The following is a 20,241-nucleotide window of genomic DNA, read 5'->3' on the forward strand; positions in this document are numbered from 1 at the left end:
TGTTCGTCATGGATGAACCGTACCCGTCACTTCGTCTCAAGACATATCTCTGCAGGGGGGCTCGCGTTGCCGTTGGGATTGACCGTCCGCACCTCGACGCAGCGCTCGGGCAGCTGCGGCGGGATCTCCAGGACGAACGAGTTCAGTCCGTGGACCTCGTGCTGCTGCTGATAGCGCTCGTAACCGTCCGGCATGTCCTTCCACTCGACCAGGAAGTGCTCATCCTGCGTGATGCCGGCGGGCGGCTCCCAGCTGATCCGGACCCTTCCTGGCACATCGGCGACGCCTTCCGGCGAGATGAACGCGTACTGGACATCCGTCGGCGGTTCCAACGGATCCACCGGCGGGGCCGCGACATTGATGTCCGTGCTGGCGATCGGCTCCGGCTCAGGGATCAGGAAGTACCGCACTCCCAAGGTGGCGCCCACGCCGAGCACCACGATCAGCACCGCTGCCAGCGTCACGAAGGGCCAAGCGGGTGCCTTCGGAGGCTCATCCCCAGTCTCCGCGGTCTCCGCAGTGCCCGGTGCGGGAAGCGGCGAGTGCGCAGAGACCCCCGCAGGCCGTGCACCGATCGGGCGCATCAGCGTCAACTCGACGGACTCCTCCGCGGCGGCAGCGGACGGTGCCCCGAACCCGGTGGCCGCCGGGGCACCGAGCGCGGGGGCCACTCCGGCGTAGGGGTCGAGCCTCCTCCGGGTACCGGGGCCGGTGGTGCTTCCCGACTCCGGGTCGACGGTGGCGACCTTGCGGATCCGGGTGTGCATGTCGAGGTCGTCATCCTCGGCATGGTGGGCGGCCGCCGTGCTCCGATCATCGAGCACGTCCATCTGGGTGACCGGCAGCGAGAGCGAGAGCTCCACCTGCTGCAGCCCACGCCCGAAAGCCAGCGCCGTGTCATACCGGCCCGCCTGCTCCTTGGCCATCGCGATCGAGAGCACCCGGTTCAGCTCTGCGGGCACATCGGGCCGGTTCAGGGGGTGCAGCGGCTCGCTCGAGATGCGATGGATGAGATCCGAGGCGGTGTTGCGCTGCCCGCGACGCTCGAACGGAGTCTGCCCGGCCAGCAGCGAGTACACGGTCGCGGCCAGGGAGAACACGTCGGAGCGCACGTCCGCGCGAGGCGGATCGGCGAAGAACTCCGGTGGGGACCACGGGATCGACATCCCCTGGGATTCCTCGACGTCGTCGCCCTGACCGGCCGCGATCGAGATCCCGAAGTCCGTGAGCGCCGGACGGTTGTAGTCGGTGACCAGGATGTTCGCTGGCTTGATGTCTCGGTGGAGGATCCCGGCGCGATGTGCCGTCTCCACGGCACCCGCGATCTGGACGCCCACTCGCAATGCCTCGGCGACGGTGATCCGCTCCCTGCGGAAGCGCACGCCGTAGTTGGGCCGGGGGCAGTACTCCATGACGATGTACGGACGGTGATCTGCGGAGACCTCGGCCTGGTGGATCGTGACGATCGACGGATGCGTCGACATCTGCGCCATCACATTGGCCTCGCCGTCGAACTGCCGCCGTACCGATTCGTCGAGCACGTTCGAGAGGAGCACCTTGATCGCCACTCGCCGCTGGGGACGGAACTGGCGGTAGAGGAAGACGTCGGCGAAGCCACCGGAGCCCAGCATCTGCTCGTACTCGTAGCCGGGCAGCCGGGGCGGCGGTGAGGGGGGCCTGGAGCTCATAGCCGTTCCCCGAACGTCAGATGCACGTCATCCCCCAGATCCAGATGGTCTCCGTCGTGGAGGACCACGCCCTCCCGTGAACGCAGTCGGACCGGCTCGTACCCCTCCCGATACAGCGTGGTGCCGTTGGTGGTGCCCAGATCGAGTGCCACCACATGCCAGCCCTCGAGCCGCAGCTCGAGATGTGAACGGGAGATGTCCTGCTGCGGGCTGGGCACCGTGATCAGCTGCGGCACCTCATGACCGCTGACGCGGGACGCACGGGGGCGCCTGCCGATGATCGCCGTCCGGTCCAGCACGAAACGAGCACCGCTGGAGACCGCGACAGCTCCCAGCGGCGGGCGCACGACGGTGCGCGGATGCCCCTGCAGCGGTGCACCGCAGGCCCGGCAGGCAGCGCGCTCCGGCGAGTTCGCATGGCCGTTCGGACACACCATCCCGGTCAGGGTCACACCACCTCCGACGACCTGTCCCCCCGCGGAGGCAGCTGGACGAGGTCCGGACTGCGGAGCCGACCCCTGACGCGGCGCGGGCGTCGCCGGGGTGCCGACGGGCGCGACCGGATGAGGCGCGCTGGCATGCCTCCCAGGCATCGCACCGCCCGGAGCAGACGTGCCGGGGTGGGCAGACGGGGGCTGCACGGGCCGCTGCGGCGCGGGGTGGGGGCTGCGGTGATGCTGTCCCGACGGCGCGGCATAGCCGGCGCTCGGTGATCCACCCATCGGAGGTCCGGGGAATCCGACCTGATGCCCGACGGCTCCCGGGTTCGCGGGACCATTGGCATACGGCTGCGGCTGACCATGAGGCATCGGGTATCCGACCTGCTGGCCAGCATCACCGGTGCTCATCGGGCGTCCATAGGGCATGCCCGGCGCCGACGGCGGTGCGGTGGGCGCCGGGCCGGGACCAGTATTCGGAGCGGGTGGCCTTGCAGGCATGTGGACCTGCGGATAGGCGAGGTGCTGCGGCGGAGTCTCCGAGGCACGCCGGGCGGCGGTCTGGGCGATCTCCGGGGCGGTGCGGCCCACACCGGGGACCCAGTCGATGAACTCTCCGCCGGTGGTGGATTCGGGCGGCTGCGGCTCGGAGGCCGAGGCCGGGGACGTCGGCGCGATGAAGGTGGTCTCAGAGGGCGGTGAGGCAGGGCGCGATGACGACGCAGCCGTCCCCTCCGTGGCCGGCTTCTCCTCCGGGTCCTCTGCGTCGTCCTCGTCCTCGGTGTGCCGGACCGCGGCATCTTCGATACGGCGGAAGACGGTCGTGCCGAAGAGATCATCGTAGGCCCCGGTGTTCTCGAGTTCGCTCGCGACGGCTGCCGACGCTGCAGGCCGGCGCGGCGCCCGCCTGGGCGCAGGCGTCGGAGCAGATGCCGACGCCGGCGCGCTCGTGACGTCCTGGTCCTCGTCATCGATCGGCGCGATCTGGGTCGGCGGCGATGTGAACTCGTGTTCGTCCTCCTCCGGAGGATCGGGGGTGGGGACGGACGCCGAGGGGGCGGGTCGTGCGAGCACCGGCGCGGCTGCTGCTGGCGTCGCCTCGGCTGGCGTCGCCTCGGCTGGCGTCTGCTCCGCCTCAGGCCCGGATGCCGCGGGTGCCGCGGCGGCCGTTCGACGGCCACGGTCGAACAGCGAGGTGCTGACCAATCGGCGCTTCACCGGGGGTGCTGCCTTGGGCTCCTCCGGGGCGGGAGCCTCCGGAGCACCAGCGGGCGGGACCGGACCCGGGGCCGACGGTCGGGCCTCGACGGGAGAAGCAGCCGGTGTCTTCTCCGCCGCAGGCGCGGATGCTGCCGGCTGCGCGGCGGGCGTTGGTTCAGGTGCAGGTGCAGGTGCAGGTGCAGGTGCAGGTGCTTCAGCCTGCGCCGCAGCTTCAGCCTGCGCCGCAGACTGCGCGGTCGACGAGCCTTCCCCGAAGAGACCCGCGAACATGTTCGGACCGCTCGACGCGGTCTCTGCGGCGGGCCGGGTCGAACTCCTGGGTGCTCCCCCTCGGGAGACGGAGGGCGGCATCTCCCCGGGTTTGCGGGCGGCCGTCGCGGGCCTCACGAGCGGCGCCGCAGCGCTGCTCCCGGCGGGCTTCGGGACAGTCGTCGGACGTGAGGCGCGGCGCTTCTTCGCCTCCGGGTCCTCGATCGACCGGCCGTCCTTCTCCACCTGTGCGGCGAGCTCAGCGCGCTCGGCATCTCCCAGTTCTGCAGGGTCCTGCGTGACGTGCACGAATCCTCGCACCGGGATGACCCCCGAGCTCAGCCGGTGCCCCCCGAGCGATTCCTCGACCGGGAGATCTCCGAACGCCGTGCGGAGCACGCCCTCGACGGTCTTCAGGACGAAAGGTTCCTCGTCGGTCCCCGCGATCTGCTGGGAACCTTCAGGGGTGTAGACGGCGATCGGCGTCGTGCCCTTCACGCCGAAGACACCGGTGGTCCCGTCGTGGAATCCGAACAGCAGCGCCGAGAGCTTCTCCGGGCTCCCGATCCCTCCGGCCTTCACCAGAGCATCGAGGAAATGGGCAGGATCGGGTGAGCTGCCGAGCAGATCCCACGCCGCTTCCGTGACCTGTTTGCGCAGTCCGGGGACCAGCACCACCCAGGCATTGTCCCGGATCACCAGAGTGGCCGGGCCCTGCCGCACCCAGGTCCCTGTCCCGAGCAGGTCCTCGGCCCCTACGCCCTTCTCCTCGCTCATCAGCCCTCGCCGCCACCCTCGCGGAGCGCTCGAGGGAGCGTGTCCTCATCGATCTCGAATTGGTCCTCCCGGTGCGCGGAGCTGGAGCTCCCGGCAGTGTTCTCGGTGACCAGGGGCTGCCCCACCACCTCGACCGCCTCGACCAGGACCACGCTGATGTTGTCGTGACCTCCCGCATCCAGCGCACGACCCACCAGCTCATGGCTGAGGGTGCGCACGTCGGTGGGCCGGCGCAGAAGCTGCTCGATGCCGGTGTCATCGACTTCGCCGGTCAGTCCGTCGGAGCAGATCAGCATCCGATCCCCCACCTCGGCGGGGATCAGCCAGTAGTCCGGATCGGACTCGGGTCCGGCGCCGAGAGCTCGGGTGACCATATGCCGGTAGGGATGGACCTTCGCCTGCGCCGGGGTGAGCTCGCCACGATCCATCAGCTCCTGCACCACTGAATGGTCCACGCTGACCTGCTCGAAGATGTCTCCCGAGAGGCGGTACACGCGGGAGTCCCCGAGGTTGAGCACCACCCAATAGCCGACGCCGTCCAGCACCATCGTCGCGACCACCGCGACCGTGGTCCCCGCCCCCAGGGTGGACTCGCCGCCGAGTTCCCCGATCCGGGTGGCTGCGGAGCGCAGTGCCTCCCCCAGCTGCTCGACGGTGACATTCTCCTGGATCGTGAGCTTCTCGAACTCCTCGACCGCGATCGCGCTGGCGACCTCACCGGCGTTGTGCCCGCCCATGCCGTCCGCGACCATATAGACCGGAGACACATTGAGGATGCTGTCCTCATTGGTGGCCCGCACATGACCTACATGGGTGGCGGCAGCGGAGATGACCCGGATCGTCCCGGTGAGATCCGGGTCGGACAGGGAGCGGTCGATCACTGCTCCTTCTCCACGGACAGGGTCCGGTCCCCGAGGGTCAGCTGTGCACCGGTGGGCAGGACCGTGGGCGCGTTCGGCACCAGGTTCTCCCGGGAACCGTCCTCACGCAGGATCGTGGAGCCGTTGGTCGAGCCCAGATCGGTGACCGTGATCTCCTCGCCGGTGCCGTCGATCCGCAGATGCGTCTTCGAGACGGAGCGGGTGTCGTCCTTCAGCACGAACAGCACCTCCTCCCCCGGAGCGGAGGGGTTGCGTCCGATCACCACAGCCTTCTCGACCAGACGCTCGGAGCCGTCGTCAGCGGTCAGCCGCAGCGTCTTCGCCGCCGGCAGCGTCACCGCGGAGATCCGGGTCTGCTCGAGGTCACCGAGCGAGTCGTCCGGTGCGGAGAGACGGGTCTGCTCATCGACCCCCGCGTCCCAGGCGTCGCCGGTGAGGTCGCTGGGTGCGCCCACCGGTTCCTGTGCAGTCCCGGCAGGGCCCCAGCCCGCGGAGGAATCCTGCGTCGAGAGGGGTTCGGGCTGCGGCGCCGCGTACGGCGACGGGGCGTCGTACGGGGACCGTGCGCCGTACGGGGACGGAGCGCCGTAAGGCGACGGTGCGCCCGGTTCCGGAGCGGGATACGCCTCAGGAGCGGGAGCCTGGTCCTGAGAGGCCGGCGGAGCCCACCCCTGGGCTGAGGCATCGGTCGGAGCCTGGTGCGGCGCTGGCGCCGGCGGCGGAGAGACAGGCTGGTCCCACGGCTGAGGCTGTGAGTACCCCTCCTGCTGACCCCAGCCCTGCTGCGGAGCGGGCTGGCCCCACTGGGCCTGCTGCGGTGCGGCTGCGCTCTGGTCCCAGCTCTGCTGCTGCGGTGCTGAGGCGCTCTGGTCCCAGCTCTGCTGCTGCGGTGCGGAGGCGCTCTGGTCCCAGTTCTGCTGGGGAGCCGGGCCGACGGGCGGCGGCGCCCATCCGCCTTCGTCGGCCGATGGCTGCGCGGCGGGGTCCGGCGCGGACGACGGAGCTGCCCAGCCGGCAGACATCGGTGCCTCGGGTGCGGAGCCGCTCGACGCCGGCGGCGCATACGGGCTCGGTGCCATCTGCTGGTTCCCGTCCCAGGCTCCCGTGGCGGGCTGAGCCGGTGCGGAGTCTCCCGAGCCGCTCCAGGCGGACCCCGGCTCGGAGAGCAGGTTCTGATGCGTGGAGACCGCGACCGACGGTGCGCCGAGGTAGTGGTCGGCGCTCTCGCGCTCGAAGTCGTCCGGGCGAGGCTGCAGCGGGTTGCGTCCCGCTTTGACGTCCACGATGACGGAGCCGATGACCCGGTCGTGGAAGCCGCGCAGCTGCTTCTTCGGGTCGATGAAGATCGACAGCGCCATGATCAGCGGAATGATCCCGTACAGGGCCCAGCGGCCCAGCGCCCGGACGAAGCCGATCGGTCCGCCGGCGCCGTCCTTGGTGATCCGGAGTCCGAGGACGAGCTTGCCGAGGGTGAATCCCTTCGATCCGGCCAGCCAGATCATCAGCACCGTGTAGGCGACGGGGAGCGCCACGCCCACCCCGATCAGGATCTGCGGAAGCAGGCCGATGGTGTCGGAGGTGAAGATGAGGACCACGCCGAGGATGAGCGGAACCATCACGATGGTGCCGATCACCGAGTCCACCAGCGCGGCCAGGAACCGTCGCAGCAGCGATCCCGGCACGCAACCGTCGAGCGGTGGCTCCATCGGCTGTCCTCCGGGCGCGCTCGGCGCCGGAGCTGCAGACCCCGGTCCGCTGGGCATGCCGGGCGCGGGCCCCGGTCCGGTCTGATTCATCGCAGGCTGGGTCACCATCATCTGATCGTACTGTTCCTGAGAGCGGAGCGCCGTCGCGCCCGGGTTCTTCGGCAGCAGGGACTCCCTGGAGACCAGCTCGATCCCCTCCTCCCCCGGCACCTGCTCGACGTCCTGCCCCAGGTCGCGGGTGCGGACCCGCGGTGCCTGCCCCCAGGCACCCGGGGTGTCGGTCGCCCGACGCTCATACGGTGAGGCCTGGTATCGCGCACCGCACTCTCCGCAGATCGCCGCTCCTTCGGACAGCAGAGTCCCGCAGGTGCTGCAGTATCGCGTCTGGTTCATCACGCTCGGCCCTTCCTCGACGATCTCGTCCTCTTGGCGCCTCCGCGGAGCGAGGACCGGCGACGGCGCATCACGTCGGTGCGGCGCAGGGCCTTGTCCCGGGCCCGGGCATTCACTCGGAGGCGCTTCTTCTCGATGCGGCGGTCCGCGGACCGACGACGGAAGGAGCGCAGCGAGAGGGCTGCTCGCAGCCTCTTGTGCCACGGCACCGCCGCGGACATGCTACGCCGCGCCGCCATGACCTCACTCCAGTACTCCTCAGCCGCAGCGTCGGGAAGATCGTCGGGGCCGAAGACTGCACGGTCCGCGCGGCTGGCGAGCGTCAGCGCGCCCATCGCAGGGATGTCCGCCTGCAGTCGAGCCGCGGTCTCGGCACGGGTCAGCAGCGGATCCGGTTTCTGGCCGAGGTCGGTCAGCAGGTCGAGGATCTCCTGCCAACCCCCCTCGATCCGAGTCGGCAAAGGGCCCCGGGTACGCCGGCGTCCGCGCCGCACCGTCTTGGCGATGATCACGGAGAGCACCGCGATCAGCAGCAGCGCCACGGGGATCAGGCCCAGCCCGAGATAGACCACCCATGAGGTGGTCGGCTCCGGCGGCTCATCCTCCTTCTCGCTGTCGTCGCTCATTGCGCCCGGCGGCGGGCTGGGCGGCTCAGCCGGAGGCGGCGGAGGCTGTGCCACCTGGGGCAAGGGCTTCTCCACCTCCTTGGGCTGGGGCTCGGTGGGGTCGTCCTCCTCGTCCGGAGCGGGGTCGAAGCGCACCCAGCCGACGTCCTCGAAGGCGACCTCGACCCAGGCGGTGACATCGTCGCCGGTGATCGAGACGGTCCCCTCCTGCCCGGGCGGGACCTCGAAGCCCATCACCACGCGGGCGGGGATGTCGATCGAGCGGGCCATCACCGCGGTCAGCGCGGCATACTGCTCCTCGTCGCCGATCCGGCCCTCCGGCTGTGCATCCGGGGTCTCCTCGTCGAAGCCGACCTCGTTGAGCATCACCAGCAGGCGGCTGGCTCCGTGGCCGGACAGGGACGCCGCGTCCTCTTCGAGTCCATGGGAGTAGAAGGCGCCGTCCTTGATCTGTCTGGTCAGGTTATGGAACCGCTCGTAGTCGGAGTCCGACGAACCTGCCCATTCCTCTGCCACCGGCCGCAGCAGATCCATCGGAAGGTTCTCGGGCAGCTCGATCTGTGCGAACTGGGCGGTGCGCTGCTGCTCGGCCGTGGGCTCCGCATAGGGCTCGTAGGAGAGCTCATAGGTGTCACCGGGCCGCACCCCGCGCGAGTTCACGGCAGTCTGGGACTGCTTGTTGAGGAAGAGGTTCTCGGAGGTCACGCTCGAACGCTCGGAGTTCATCTCTTCGAGATCGATGCGATTGGTCTGTGCGCCGATGGTGGGCATCCACACGCCGGAGTAGCCGCCGATGGTCACCGACGACACCCGCTCCACTCCGCTGCCGCTGTGGAGGTCGACCCCCGGTGCGGTGCGCAGGAACGCCCCGGAGGCGCCGTCCTTGTTCTCGCTGCTGGCGACGTTAAAGACCTGCAGGTCGTAGTAGTCCATCGTGGCCAGCCGGATCTGCTCACCGCTGCTGACCCCGGAGATCGTGAAGAGCTCCTCCTCCCGCTGATGCTTGAGGTAGCCGCGGAACTCCGTGAGCGGGGAGACGTACTGCTGCGGGTCGAAGGGTGGGGTGATGTTGTCACGCGCCGCATAGCGGATGGTGCCCGGAGGCGGATCCAGGAGGGAGTGCGCGGCGACCGCGCCACCGCCGGCAAGAGCCATGATCACCGCGCCGCCGATCACCCGACGTCGCAGCACCGGGTTCTTCCACGAGCCCGGCCTCACCGTGTCCGAGATGATCGTGGACTGGGCATTGGAGAGCCGACCGGCTTCGAACCGCCAGGTCAGCCAGGCGATCGAGATGATCGCGTAGAGCACACCGCGAAGCACCGCCGCGAACGCCTGGTCGGTGCCGAAGAAGATCGTCACCCCGAGCAGGAGCAGTGGGAACAGCCAGGCCAGCACGTACAGCCGGGACCGCATCACCACGCTCATCGCCAGCAGCGACAGCAGCAGCACACTGATCCAGACCACGGCCAGCACACCTTGGGCGACACCGACCGGGGGCGCCACCGTGAGCACCGATTTCCAGCTGGTCACCGGAGCCTTGATCAGCTCCCACAGCGCCCCGGGGCTCGGCAGAATGCCCCAGAGCGCACGGGTCGGGGCCGCGAACATGGGCCCGAACAGGAAGTACGTGACCAGCACGAGCGGGGTGATCCGCAGCGGCCCCCAGCGCCACCGTGCCCCGATCAGTGCGATCAGGGTGCCGAACACCAGCGCCATGACCCCGGTCAGGAGGTACTGGATACCGCCGTAGACGTGGTGGAAGCCGAGGATCGCCAGGATGAACAGCGAGCCCAGGGCCATGAGATCAAGCACCCGGCGATGGTTGCTGATGCTCGAGAAGTAGTTCGGCGCCCGCCTGGGTGCGGTGGCGGCCGCGCTCATCGGCCCACCGCCCGCAGTGCCCGGGCCAGGGTGTCGAGCGAACCCAGCGTGACCACGTCCAGGCTGCCGATCGCCGAGCGTCTCACGTCGGCATCATCCACGCAGCGGATCGCCACTGCCATCACCCCGATCGGAAGCTGGTTGGCGGCGGAGTTCAGCTCGCGCGCCGTGGTGTGGGAGCCGACGACCATCATCACCGCAGAGGCGTTGGGCGCGAGATCGGCAGCCTTCTGCCCGAGCTCATGGAAAGAGGCCCGCTCCTTGAGCTGCTCGATGACGGTGTAGTCGTCCATCATCTGGCGCATGCTCACAGTGTTCTGACGCTCGTCGAAGGTGAAGGGCGTCAGCTCCTTCTCCTCCCGGAAGGTCTGGCCCGAGATCGAGGCCGCTACGGAGACTGCCAGTTCGAACTCGTCATCGCTCGCGTAATGCTCGGCGAGATTGTCCAACGCCACCACCACATGGGAGCGCCTGGTCTCCTCGAACTGCCGCACCATGAGCTTCCCGGTGCGCGCCGTGGTGCGCCAGTGGACATGCCGCCGGTCATCGCCCGGAGCGTAGTCGCGCAGCGCATGGAAGGCGATGTCGGAGCTGGAGAGGTCCGAGGAGGGTGTGCCCTCGAGGTCGCGCAGGAACCCGCTGGCCGCCTCATCGAGGCGCACGGTGCGCGGGTGGACGAACAGCTCCTGCTCCTTCGCCCAGGTGACCTGGCGGCGCATCAGCGAGAGCGGGTCATCGCGCACGGAGCGCACCGGGCCGACGACCAGGACGGCGCGGCGCTTGGTGGGCACGGCGAACAGCTCCTCGTGCTCGGCGCCTGCGTCGAGTTTGGGGACCATGAACTGCGCGGTGGCGGAGCCGACCGCCAGCTCGATGCGCGAGGGCAGGATCACCCGCTGGGTGGGGTTGGCGACCTCGACCCTGCCGACGGCGCGGGTACCGACCACCACGCGGTGGGTCTGCAGGTCGAGGGTGACCTTGTACGAGGCACGGCCCAGCACGAACAGCGCCGCGATCACCAGCGGCACGGTGAGCGCGAAGGCGATCACGTTCAGCTCGGTGATGTGGAGGGTCAGGCCGATGAACCAGCAGGCCGCGGCGGCACCGGACACGGCCCACCCGATCGGGGAGATGACATCGAGCACGGGATGGATCCATCGAATCCAGAGTTCCACCGCGCGATCACGGAGTCCGGCCAGCCCGGTGCTGCGGGCGGCATCTGCACCTGTCTGTCCGGCGGGTTGGCCCGGCTGCGCGGCATCCGTTCCACGATCTGCCCCGGGAGCAGCCCCCGCTCGCTTCGCGGCGCGCGTCTGCTTCCGGGTGGAGCGGGACTGCGCCCTGGCCTCGGCTCTGACGGCGCTGCGCCGCTTCTTCGCCTGGGCCTTGGCGACCTTCGCATCTGCGGTGTCGCTGGGAAGGGAGTTCTGTGAGCTCATGCCGACTGCTGCCGCGCCTGCGGCGGCGCCACCTCGCTGAGGATCTTCGTCATGACGCTCTTGGCGGTGGTGCCGGAGAACTCGGCTTCGGGGTCGAGCACGAAGCGGTGGAGCCAGACGTGCTCGACCAGGTGCTTGACATCATCCGGGATCACATAATGGCGGCCGTTGACCGCAGCCCACACCTTCACCGCGCGCATCAGCGCCAGCGCGCCGCGGATGGAGACGCCGACGCGCACCTCCGGGGCGAGGCGGGTCTCCTCCATCAGCCGCGAGACGTACTCGAGCACCGCCGGGTCCACGTGCACGGTGGAGGCCAGCTGAGTCATGTCGTTGACGGCCTGGAGGGAGATGCGCGGGGTGAGCTGGCTGCTGCGGTCACGCAGCGCGGAGCCCTGCAGGATCTGCACGCTGGAGGCATGGTCCGGATAGCCGATCGAGGTCTTCATCAGGAATCGGTCCAGCTGCGCCTCGGGGAGGCGGTAGGTGCCGGCCTGCTCGATGGGGTTCTGGGTGGCGATCACCATGAAGGGGTTGCCGACCTCATGGGTGACACCGTCGACCGTGACCCGACCCTCCTCCATCACCTCGAGCATCGCCGACTGGGTCTTCGGCGAGGCGCGGTTGATCTCGTCGGCGAGGACGATGTTCGCGAACACCGGTCCCTTGTGGAACTCGAAGGACTTGGTGTTCTGGTCGTAGATCGTCACGCCGGTGACGTCGGAGGGCAGCAGGTCCGGGGTGAACTGGACACGGGTGCTCGTGCCCTGCACGGTCGCGGCGATCGACCGGGCCAGAGAGGTCTTGCCGGTGCCTGGAGCGTCCTCGAGCAGCACATGCCCGGGCGCCATCATCGCGGTCAGCACCAGGCGGACCACCTCGTTCTTGCCGAGGACGGCCTGGCCGATGCTCTGGACGAGCTTGTCGAACGTCTCGGCGAACCAGCGGGCCTGTTCGGGGGTCATGCTCATGAGGAGGGGTCTTCTTTCCGTCAGGGAATGATGGCGGCAACGTCGGGTAGAACAGCGGTTCAGGAGGGCGTGTAGTACTCGCCGATCTTCTTGTCATCGACAAAGACCTGGACGGGGTCTCCGGAACCCTGCTGGTAGCCGTAATAACGTTGCTCCGTTGTGGCACGGCCGTTGCTGTCCGCAGTCAGGGTCCATGATGCCCAGCTGCTGTCTCCGCTGTTGGCGTACCGCACGGCGTACTTCTTCCCGGGCTCGAGATTCTCGAATGTGATCGTGAAGAAGGTGCAGTGCCCGCCCCACTTGTCGTCCGAGGTGCAGCCCGGCTCATCATTCGCGGACCCTTTCGCCGACCAGTTCGGGCCTCCGCCGGCCACCTTCGGCTTCGGCGGGGTGTAGGTCTGCGCCTTCTTCGAGTCCTTCACGGTGCCCGAGGTCATGGTGGCCGTGGACCCGTCGGCGTTCTTCGGCTTCGTCACCACGCGCGCCTCGATCGAGTGCGAGGAGCCCGACTTGGCCTTGATCGTCTTGGAGTAGGACGTGCCGGAGTCCTGCCAGCCGCCACCGTCGATACGAACCTGGAGCGCCTTGTTCCCGGCCCCGCCGTCGCCGCCGCCTGCGGAGGCCTTGTACGTCACCGGGCAGTTGTTCGCGTCGGTGCACTTGCCTGTCGAGAGGGTGGCGGCGGTCGGGTTCGCCGGCGTCGTGTACGGCCGCACCGCGTTCGTCTCCGCCGACCGGTCGCTGACGCCGCCGTTGGCCTCGAAGCCATTGCGGGCCTCGACGGTGAACCTGTACGTGGTGCCGCTGGTGCCGAGTCCGGAGATATCTGCGCTGGTGGCCGGTGCGTTGACGGTCCGGGAGCCACCGTTCCAGCGCACCACGTACTTGGTGACGGTGGTGCCGTTGTCGTCGGCCTCCTCCCAATGAACCTTCGCCCGGCCATTGGGCCCGGCACCGGTGCCCTCGCTCGGCATCGTCGCTCTGACCCCGGTCGGGGCGGAGGGCTTCGCCCACGGCGTGACGGAGTTCGAGGGCTTCGACGCGCCCACCCCGGTGCCCACAGAGTTCACGCCGGTGTAGGTGAAGGAGTGCGCCGTGTTCGCATCCATTCGACGGAAGGTCGTGGATGTCTTGGTGTGGTCGAGGGTCTGGCTCTCACCGGAAGACGCGGTGACGATGTACTGCGTGATCGGTTCGCCGTTGGACTCCTGCTCGGTCATCTTCGGCCAGGTCACCGTGATGCCACCGCCCACCGGATCATCGATCCGCTGCGCCGTCGGAGTGCCGCCGGGCACCGCGGGCTTACCGGCCGGGTGTTCGGGGGTCGACCAGCCGGACCAGTCCGAGGGCTCGTCGGCCAGGTTGGAGGCCTGGATGCGGAAGCGGTAGTCGACCCCGTTGTCCAGACCGGTGAAGACGGACTGCGTGCTCCCCGCCTCGATCTCTCGCGGCTCGATCGTGTTGGTCGACGTGTTGTGGATCTGCACCGTGTACCCCTGGATCGCCGAGCCGCGGTTGACCGGCGGGGTCCAGGCAACGGTCAGCTGCCCGTCGCCCCGTTCGGCCGACGGTGCGGCAGGGCGTTCGGGGCGCACATCGGGTCGCGCGACGGCGGAGGCCGCCGAAGGATCGGACTCCCCGACAGCGTTCACCGCGGTGACCTGGAAGGTGTACTCGGTGTCGTTGGTCAGGCCGGTGATGGTGCACGAGGTGGAGGCGCAATCCTGGCTCACCGAGCCGCCGCCGGCGCTGGAGACCTTGTATCCGGTGATCGGCGAGCCGTTGTCATTGCCCGCGGCGAAGTTCAGCTCGACGAAGCCGTCCCCGACCTCACCGATGCGTGGAGCGGAGGGAGCATCGGGCTTGCCCAGCACGGTGACCCGGACCTCGCCGCTGACCTGTCGATCGGGGTCGCCGGTGTCGTCCATGACCGTGTAGCTGGCGTTGAGGAAGCCGTGGAAGTCCGGATCCGGCGTGATCACGACGTTGTCGCCGTCGAGGGTGACCTCGCCATCACCGGAGACCAGAGCTGCGGTGACGATCTCCCGGTCGCCGCCGGGGAAGGGGTTCGAGTCGTTCTCGAGCACGGGGATCGATTCGGTGCGTCCGGCATCGATGGTCGCCTCGTCCAGGGCGGCCGAGATCAGCGGCCGCTGCGAGCCGCCGACGGTGATCTGCACGGTCGCGGGGACCGGCGGATTGGTCCCGTCCGTCACGGTGATCGGCACCTCCAGGATCTCGCCCTTCGGTGACTTCGTGGTGGCGGAGGCGGTCAGCGTGGAGCCCTCGAGCCCGACCGTGATCTCCGGGTTCTGGGCGACATCGCCCAGAGCGTAGGTCAGCGCATCGCCTTCGGGATCCTCGGCGCCGACGGCCAGGTCGATGGACGACTGCGCACCGCCCTGCTCGACCTCGAGCGCCGCACCCTGCAGGGTCGGCGGGAGGTTGCTCTCCTCGGCCGCGACCTGGACCGGGACCGCAAGAGTCGCGACGGCGGCCGTGGGATCACCCACCGCACCATCAGTCACCTCGACCGTGATGGTGTCGTTGCCCGAGAAGTCCGCTGCCGGCCGGTACACGAGGGTGGACTCGCCCGTGACGAGTTCACCTCCGTCGCTGTGCTGCGAAGAGACCAGGCTCAGATCGGTGATGCGGGCGGGCTGGGCGCCGGGGCGCACCCGGACGTTGCTCGGATCCGCAAGATCGACGCTCACCTCGGAGCCGGCCTGCACCTGGAGCGGCTGCCCCACCCAGACCGGAGCCTGCTTCGCGGTGCCGGGCACCCAGATGTACCCGGCAGAGATGAGCTTGTCGACATCGGTGATGGTGTACCGGATGCGCTGCTGCTCCTCCTGAGGGAGGATCCGGACGGTGCCCTCGTCATCGAGCATCTCGACGCCTTCGACCGGTTCGTCGAGTGCGACGAGGAGGTCCTTGGTGCTGCCATCGGGATCGGAGTCGTTGGCGAGCACCTCGACGTCCACGAAATCCATCTCGGGGTCCATGACGTCCTCGACCGCGACGAAGTCATCCCGTGCCACTGGCGCGCGCAGCGGTGCATTGCCCGCCACCTTGATGGTCGCGGTCGCCGAGCTCTTCAGCTGCGTATCCGTCGCGGAGTAGAGCACGGTGTGGGTGCCGGGCTCCGACGGCGTGGTGACGGTGAGGAAGTTGTCGTCGGCGTCCTCGGTCGGAGCGTGCTCCTGGATCTCGGTCATCACCTCGACGTCATCGCGCACCACGGCCAGCGGGTCGCCCTCGGGATCGGTGTCGTTGTCGAGCACCGGGATCTGGACCTCACGGTCGGGCCGGACCTCCACCGTGTCATCGACCGCGTAGGGTGCCTGGTTCTGATCGTTCGGTGCGGCCACCCCGACCAGCACCTCGGCGGTGCCGATCGCGCCTTGGCGGTCCATCACCTGGTAGCGGAAGCGATCGGTGCCGACGGACTCGTCATAGGGGCGATATTCGATCCACTCGCCATTCGCACTGACGATCTCGCCCAGCGTGGGCATGGGGCTGGTGACACCCGTGAGCATCACGGAGTCGCCCTCGGGATCGATGCCGGTGGTCTGGACGGGGATCCGTACCCACGTGCCTGCGACGGTGCGGGCGGTGAGATTGTCCGGCTTGGGTGCGGAGTTCTCCGCATCTCGGGGCACGATCGTGATGTAGGCGAGTGCCGAGCCGGTCCGTCCGGTCTCGTCGATCACCTCGTACTGGACCACGGCCTCTCCGGAGGCGTCATCGTTCGCACGGAAGCGGACCTGGTCCTGATGAGGCTCGGTGTGCCCCAGGCCATCGGCGCGATCGGTGTTCATCTCCTGGGCGAGATGGAGATCAGCACCGGTCGGCGAGATGTCATTGGCAGTCACGTCGATGTTGACCATGTCGCCGGCGCGGACCACGGCCCGGTCCGGGACAGCCACCGGGTTCGCGAACTGAGTATCTGTGCTGGCGACCATCACCCGGGCGGTGCCGGTGGTGGTGCCGGCCGAGTTCGCCACCTCATAGGTCACGGGGACCGGATCCTGCGAGACCGTCGCCCCCGGCGCGGCCTCGACCCGGATCAGGTGGTGATTCACGATGGTGGCTTTCAGGCCGCTGGCCTCGGGCACCTCGATGGAGTTGACGACCAGCACCCCGCCGGTGGGGTCCACGTCATTCTCCAGCGGGTCCAGCAGGGTGTCGGTCCCGGTGGTGACCGTGCCCAGGTCATCGACGGCGACCGGTGCGAGATCCTCGGCCTCGGGCTCGATGACATCTATTCGCACCAATCCCAACGAGATGGTGCTCGCCCCGCTGGCGGCCACCGTGTACTCGAGGTAATGAGTGCCCGGCGCACTGGCCTGGACATTGATGGTCCCTGCCTCGAGCACCGGGTCGATCTCGAGCCCGTCGACGTCGCTCACGGTGAGCAATTCGAGGTTGCCGCCGTTGGGGTTCAGATCATTCAGCAGCGGCTTGATGGTCGTGGTGCGGCCCGCCACGACCGTGGCATGGTCGGCGGTGGTGATGGGGGCCAGATCGCTCTCCGTCACCGACTCGATCTCGATCGTGGCCTGGCCCTGCTTGCCATGCTCGTCCCGGAAGCTGAGCTGGACCTGCTTGGTCCCGAGCGCGAGGCCGGCATCGTTGAAGGTGACCAGACCGTCGGGGCGGAAGGTCACGAGGTCCTCGGGTGGGACGGTCGCATTGGCGAGATAGAAGGCGTCGCCGTCCGGGTCCTCCCAGTACGGGCTGATGTTGAAGCTGATCTCTTCACCGGAGCGGACCTGGACCTTGGTGATGGTCTCCTGGGCGGGCCTGGGCCCCTCGTTGTCGCCGTCGGCACGCACATCCAGCGCGACGGTCGCGGTATCGGTGCCACCGCGGCCATCATCGGCCTGGTAGGTGAAGCTCGCGCTGCCGGAGGCGTCCTCGTTCACCTCGATCTGCAGCTGGGTTCCGCCGCGGATCGGGGTGACCCTGCCGATGCCGGGCTGCGCACCTTCGACGCGCACGGACAGGATGTCGCCGTCCGGATCGGTGTCGTTGCGGGTGACCGGCAGGACCACGCTCTTGCCGGGCCTCACGCCGTACCGATCGTCGTTGGCCGTCGGGGGACGGTTCTCCTCATCGCGCTCTGCAGCGATGTTGGTGATCGTGGTGGTGAGAGTCTCCTTCTCCTTCTCCTTGGACTCGTTGGTCTGGATCTCCTGGGTCACGACCCAGCTCGCGACCAGCTCCATGTTGTCCATGATCTCCCAGGAGAGCCCGAACTTCTGGTCGTTGAGGACCACCAGGTCCCGGTTGACGCGCAGCGTGAGATCGGCCGCGCCGTCCGCGCCGGGGATGCTCTCGGCAACCGGCTCCTGCCCCTCGCACAGACGCATATAGCGATTGGAGCCGCCCCAGGCACCGTAGGCGCACCCCTGGACCTGAGCGGGTGGGACCACGACGCTCCCCGTGCCGCGGGCGGCGTACTTCGTGGCCTTGCCCCCGTCGAAGGGGATGACGAAGAGGGCATCGCGGGTGGAGAGCACGAAGTTCTCCGAGGCAGGTCCAGCCTGCTGGAGCTCGGCGAGCTCCAGGGTGGAGACTCCGTAGTCAGTGAGGTCGTAATCCTCGGCCTCGGTCCCCACATGGAGCAGGCGACTCTCCTTGTCCAGGACCACCGGCTCATCGCCGACGACGGTGAGCTGGAGCAGCTCTGTCTTGCTGGAGACCTCCCCCAGGGCGATCGGTTTGTCCGCCGTCGTGTCCTGGGACGGCGAGGTCTTCTCGAACCTCAGCAGCTCGGAGCCGTTGAGCACGAAGACGTCTCCACTGTCAGAGACCGCCACCGGTGGCGCCTCGTTGCCGGTCTCGAGCACCGGATCCACCGCCGCAGGGCTGAATGCCGCCGCTTCCTGGGGCGTGAGGATCCAGACCCTTCCGTCCCCGGCAGCGATGACCACACGGTCCCCGCCGATCTTCACGGTGGACTCCGGGGGCAGCTCCACGAGGCCGTTGCGCGTTACCGAGGCGGTATTGATCGGCGTGATCCCCCGCGGACCGGTCTCGAAGACGTCATAGCCAGACTGGATGATGTCCAGATCCTGGCCGGTGGCCATCAGCCGCCCGTCGAGCTCGCTGGCGTCCACGTTGACCCGGCCGATCAGGCCGGCATCCTGGTTCGAGACCCAGACTCCGCCGTTGGAGACCTTGACATCGGAGGACGAGAGGCCCTCATAGCGCAGCGCGAAGCCGGTCAGCACCAGTGCGATCACTGTGACGACGGCCGAGGACACGACCGTCACGCGCCTCCCCCGGCGTCGCTTCGATCCCACGGTGTCAGACATGGACGTACCCCCAGCGCATGTTCCAGTTCTCAACGCGCACGTCACCTGTATCCAGCACCCCCTCAGGGAGGGATCCCCGGAGCCGATACTTCCGCGCGCGCGCCCAGCCCAGGGTACCCGGAGAGCGGCATGTGCACCACGAGCGAGTGGTCACGGAAGGGTGAGGACGCTGGCCGAGGCGCTTCAGGGGCCTCAAACCGTCACATCGTCAGCGAGCGCGCTCCACCAAGGTCCGGGTGAAGGCTGTCAGTGCGGAACGGACGTCGCCCTCCGGCAGCTCCTCGAGGATCTCCACCGCCTCATCGGCAGTGCGCATCGCCAGGACACGGGTCTCCTCGAGCGCCGGATCAGCGCGGAGCAGCTCCACGAGCTCAGCCAGTGCGGCATCGGAGCTGAGGTCGCTGTCGAGGCGGGACACGAGATCCAGTGAGTCGCGATCCTGCTGTGCCGCAGCACGGCGCCGGACGAGCAGGGTCGTCATGGTCGGCACCCCTTCACGCAGATCGATGCCGGGAGTCTTTCCACTGGTCGCGGCATCGCTCTCGAGATCGAGCACATCGTCCGCGAGCTGGAAGGCGACACCGACCTTCTCTCCATATCGACGCATGACGTCGGCCGAGCCGGCGGGCCCACCGGCCAGGGACGCACCGAGGCTTCCCGCGAGGGACAGCAGCGAGGCTGTCTTGTCGGCAAGCACAGAGATGTAATGCGCGAAAGGGTCCTCGTCCTCCTTCGGGCCCACGGTTTCGTGAAGCTGCCCCAGGCACAGCCGCTCAAAGGTCTCGGAGTGGAGGCGGACAGCTTCCGTTCCGATACGTGCGCTGAGCGCGCTCGCACGGGCGAAGAGGAAGTCACCGGTGAGGATCGCGACGTTGTTGCCCCAGAGGGCATGGGCGCTGTCCGTGCCACGACGGGTGGGGGCAGAGTCCATCACGTCGTCGTGGTAGAGACTTGCGAGGTGCGTGAGTTCGACCAGGACGGCGGCATCCAGCACACCGTCGGCGTCCACGTCACCGAGCGATGCTGCGAGCAGCACCAGCATCGGGCGCACACGCTTCCCGCCGGCGTCCATCAGGTGCCGGCTGGTCCAGCGAACCATGTCATCGGACGTGGCCACGGACTCGCGCAATCGCTCCTCGATGACTCCGAGACGCTCGACGATGCTGTTCGCGAGCTGCTCATCGATGTCGGGAACGCCCGGCAACGTGGACGGCATGGCTCTCCTGGAACTCAGCGGGGCACCGGCGGCGCTCCCTGGACGTGAACTGCGGACTGTTCGATGCGGTGTCGCTTCGAGGGTCAGGACCAGCAACGGTGAGCTGCACAGACCCGACAGCCGAGTCTACCGGGGACAGAGGCTCCTCAGCGTCCCCAGCGTCCCGAGGTGAGCGGCGGAACGTCGTGCCGGATCAGCGCCTCGCCACCGCAGCGCGCAGCACACCACTCAGCGCAGCTGTGCCCGCTGGAATACGCCGAGGGTGCCCCTTCGCGTGGCGCGGCCGTCCCTGCCGTGATCTCGCCGGCCTGTTTTCGGGCATGAAAAAAGGGAGTGGGAGGAGCGAAACCCGAAAGGGTCTCCAGCTCACTCCCACTCCCACAAAGATGTCCGGCGGCGACCTACTCTCCCACACCCTCCCGAGTGCAGT

At 68.6% G+C, this 20,241-nt stretch carries 9 protein-coding genes; all 9 read right to left on the reverse strand.

Annotated features, from left to right (window positions below):
• Positions 1-26: 26 nt before the first annotated feature.
• A complete protein-coding gene (locus tag Q0937_RS13990) occupies positions 27-1,688 on the reverse strand; it encodes a serine/threonine-protein kinase (protein WP_299304736.1) in 1,662 nt (553 codons plus the stop codon).
• The gene (locus Q0937_RS13995; RefSeq protein WP_299304739.1) at positions 1,685-4,372 is read right to left on the reverse strand and encodes an FHA domain-containing protein; all 2,688 of its coding nucleotides are present in this window, start codon (positions 4,370-4,372) and stop codon (positions 1,685-1,687) included. Before Q0937_RS13995 ends, Q0937_RS13990 begins: the two co-directional genes overlap by 4 nt.
• Positions 4,372-5,253, reverse strand: coding sequence for a PP2C family serine/threonine-protein phosphatase (locus Q0937_RS14000; RefSeq protein ID WP_299304742.1), 882 nt, complete (start codon positions 5,251-5,253; stop codon positions 4,372-4,374). Before Q0937_RS14000 ends, Q0937_RS13995 begins: the two co-directional genes overlap by 1 nt.
• Complete coding sequence (locus Q0937_RS14005) at positions 5,250-7,352, reverse strand: RDD family protein (RefSeq protein ID WP_299304745.1); 2,103 nt, start codon at positions 7,350-7,352, stop codon at positions 5,250-5,252. The genes Q0937_RS14000 and Q0937_RS14005 overlap by 4 nt, the downstream gene beginning before the upstream one ends.
• Entirely contained in the window at positions 7,352-9,862 is a 2,511-nt protein-coding gene (locus Q0937_RS14010; RefSeq protein ID WP_299304748.1) for a transglutaminase domain-containing protein, read from the reverse strand. The genes Q0937_RS14005 and Q0937_RS14010 overlap by 1 nt, the downstream gene beginning before the upstream one ends.
• Positions 9,859-11,301 carry a DUF58 domain-containing protein gene (locus tag Q0937_RS14015; RefSeq protein ID WP_299304751.1) on the reverse strand — a complete coding sequence of 481 codons (1,443 nt, stop codon included), beginning with the start codon at positions 11,299-11,301 and terminating at the stop codon, positions 9,859-9,861. The genes Q0937_RS14010 and Q0937_RS14015 overlap by 4 nt, the downstream gene beginning before the upstream one ends.
• Complete coding sequence (locus Q0937_RS14020) at positions 11,298-12,272, reverse strand: MoxR family ATPase (RefSeq protein WP_299304753.1); 975 nt, start codon at positions 12,270-12,272, stop codon at positions 11,298-11,300. Before Q0937_RS14020 ends, Q0937_RS14015 begins: the two co-directional genes overlap by 4 nt.
• Positions 12,273-12,331: 59 nt before the next feature.
• Positions 12,332-18,553: an Ig-like domain-containing protein gene (locus Q0937_RS14025; protein WP_299304755.1), complete on the reverse strand. Its 6,222-nt coding sequence runs from the start codon at positions 18,551-18,553 to the stop codon at positions 12,332-12,334.
• A 250-nt stretch (positions 18,554-18,803) separates the two neighbouring features.
• Positions 18,804-19,811, reverse strand: coding sequence for a polyprenyl synthetase family protein (locus Q0937_RS14030; protein WP_299304758.1), 1,008 nt, complete (start codon positions 19,809-19,811; stop codon positions 18,804-18,806).
• Between the last annotated feature and the right edge of the window lie 430 nt (positions 19,812-20,241).

It is taken from the genome of uncultured Brachybacterium sp. (genome assembly GCF_947500705.1).
Taxonomy (GTDB): domain Bacteria; phylum Actinomycetota; class Actinomycetes; order Actinomycetales; family Dermabacteraceae; genus Brachybacterium.

Excerpts from the sequence above, each read along its gene's own strand:
- Q0937_RS13990 (WP_299304736.1), bottom strand. The coding sequence starts at position 1,688 with ATGAGCTCCAGGCCCCCCTCACCGCCGCCCCGGCTGCCCGGCTACGAG.
- Q0937_RS14005 (WP_299304745.1), bottom strand. The coding sequence starts at position 7,352 with ATGAACCAGACGCGATACTGCAGCACCTGCGGGACTCTGCTGTCCGAA.
- Q0937_RS13995 (WP_299304739.1), bottom strand. The coding sequence starts at position 4,372 with ATGAGCGAGGAGAAGGGCGTAGGGGCCGAGGACCTGCTCGGGACAGGG.
- Q0937_RS14015 (WP_299304751.1), bottom strand. The coding sequence starts at position 11,301 with ATGAGCTCACAGAACTCCCTTCCCAGCGACACCGCAGATGCGAAGGTC.
- Q0937_RS14010 (WP_299304748.1), bottom strand. The coding sequence starts at position 9,862 with ATGAGCGCGGCCGCCACCGCACCCAGGCGGGCGCCGAACTACTTCTCG.
- Q0937_RS14020 (WP_299304753.1), bottom strand. The coding sequence starts at position 12,272 with ATGAGCATGACCCCCGAACAGGCCCGCTGGTTCGCCGAGACGTTCGAC.
- Q0937_RS14030 (WP_299304758.1), bottom strand. The coding sequence starts at position 19,811 with ATGCCGTCCACGTTGCCGGGCGTTCCCGACATCGATGAGCAGCTCGCG.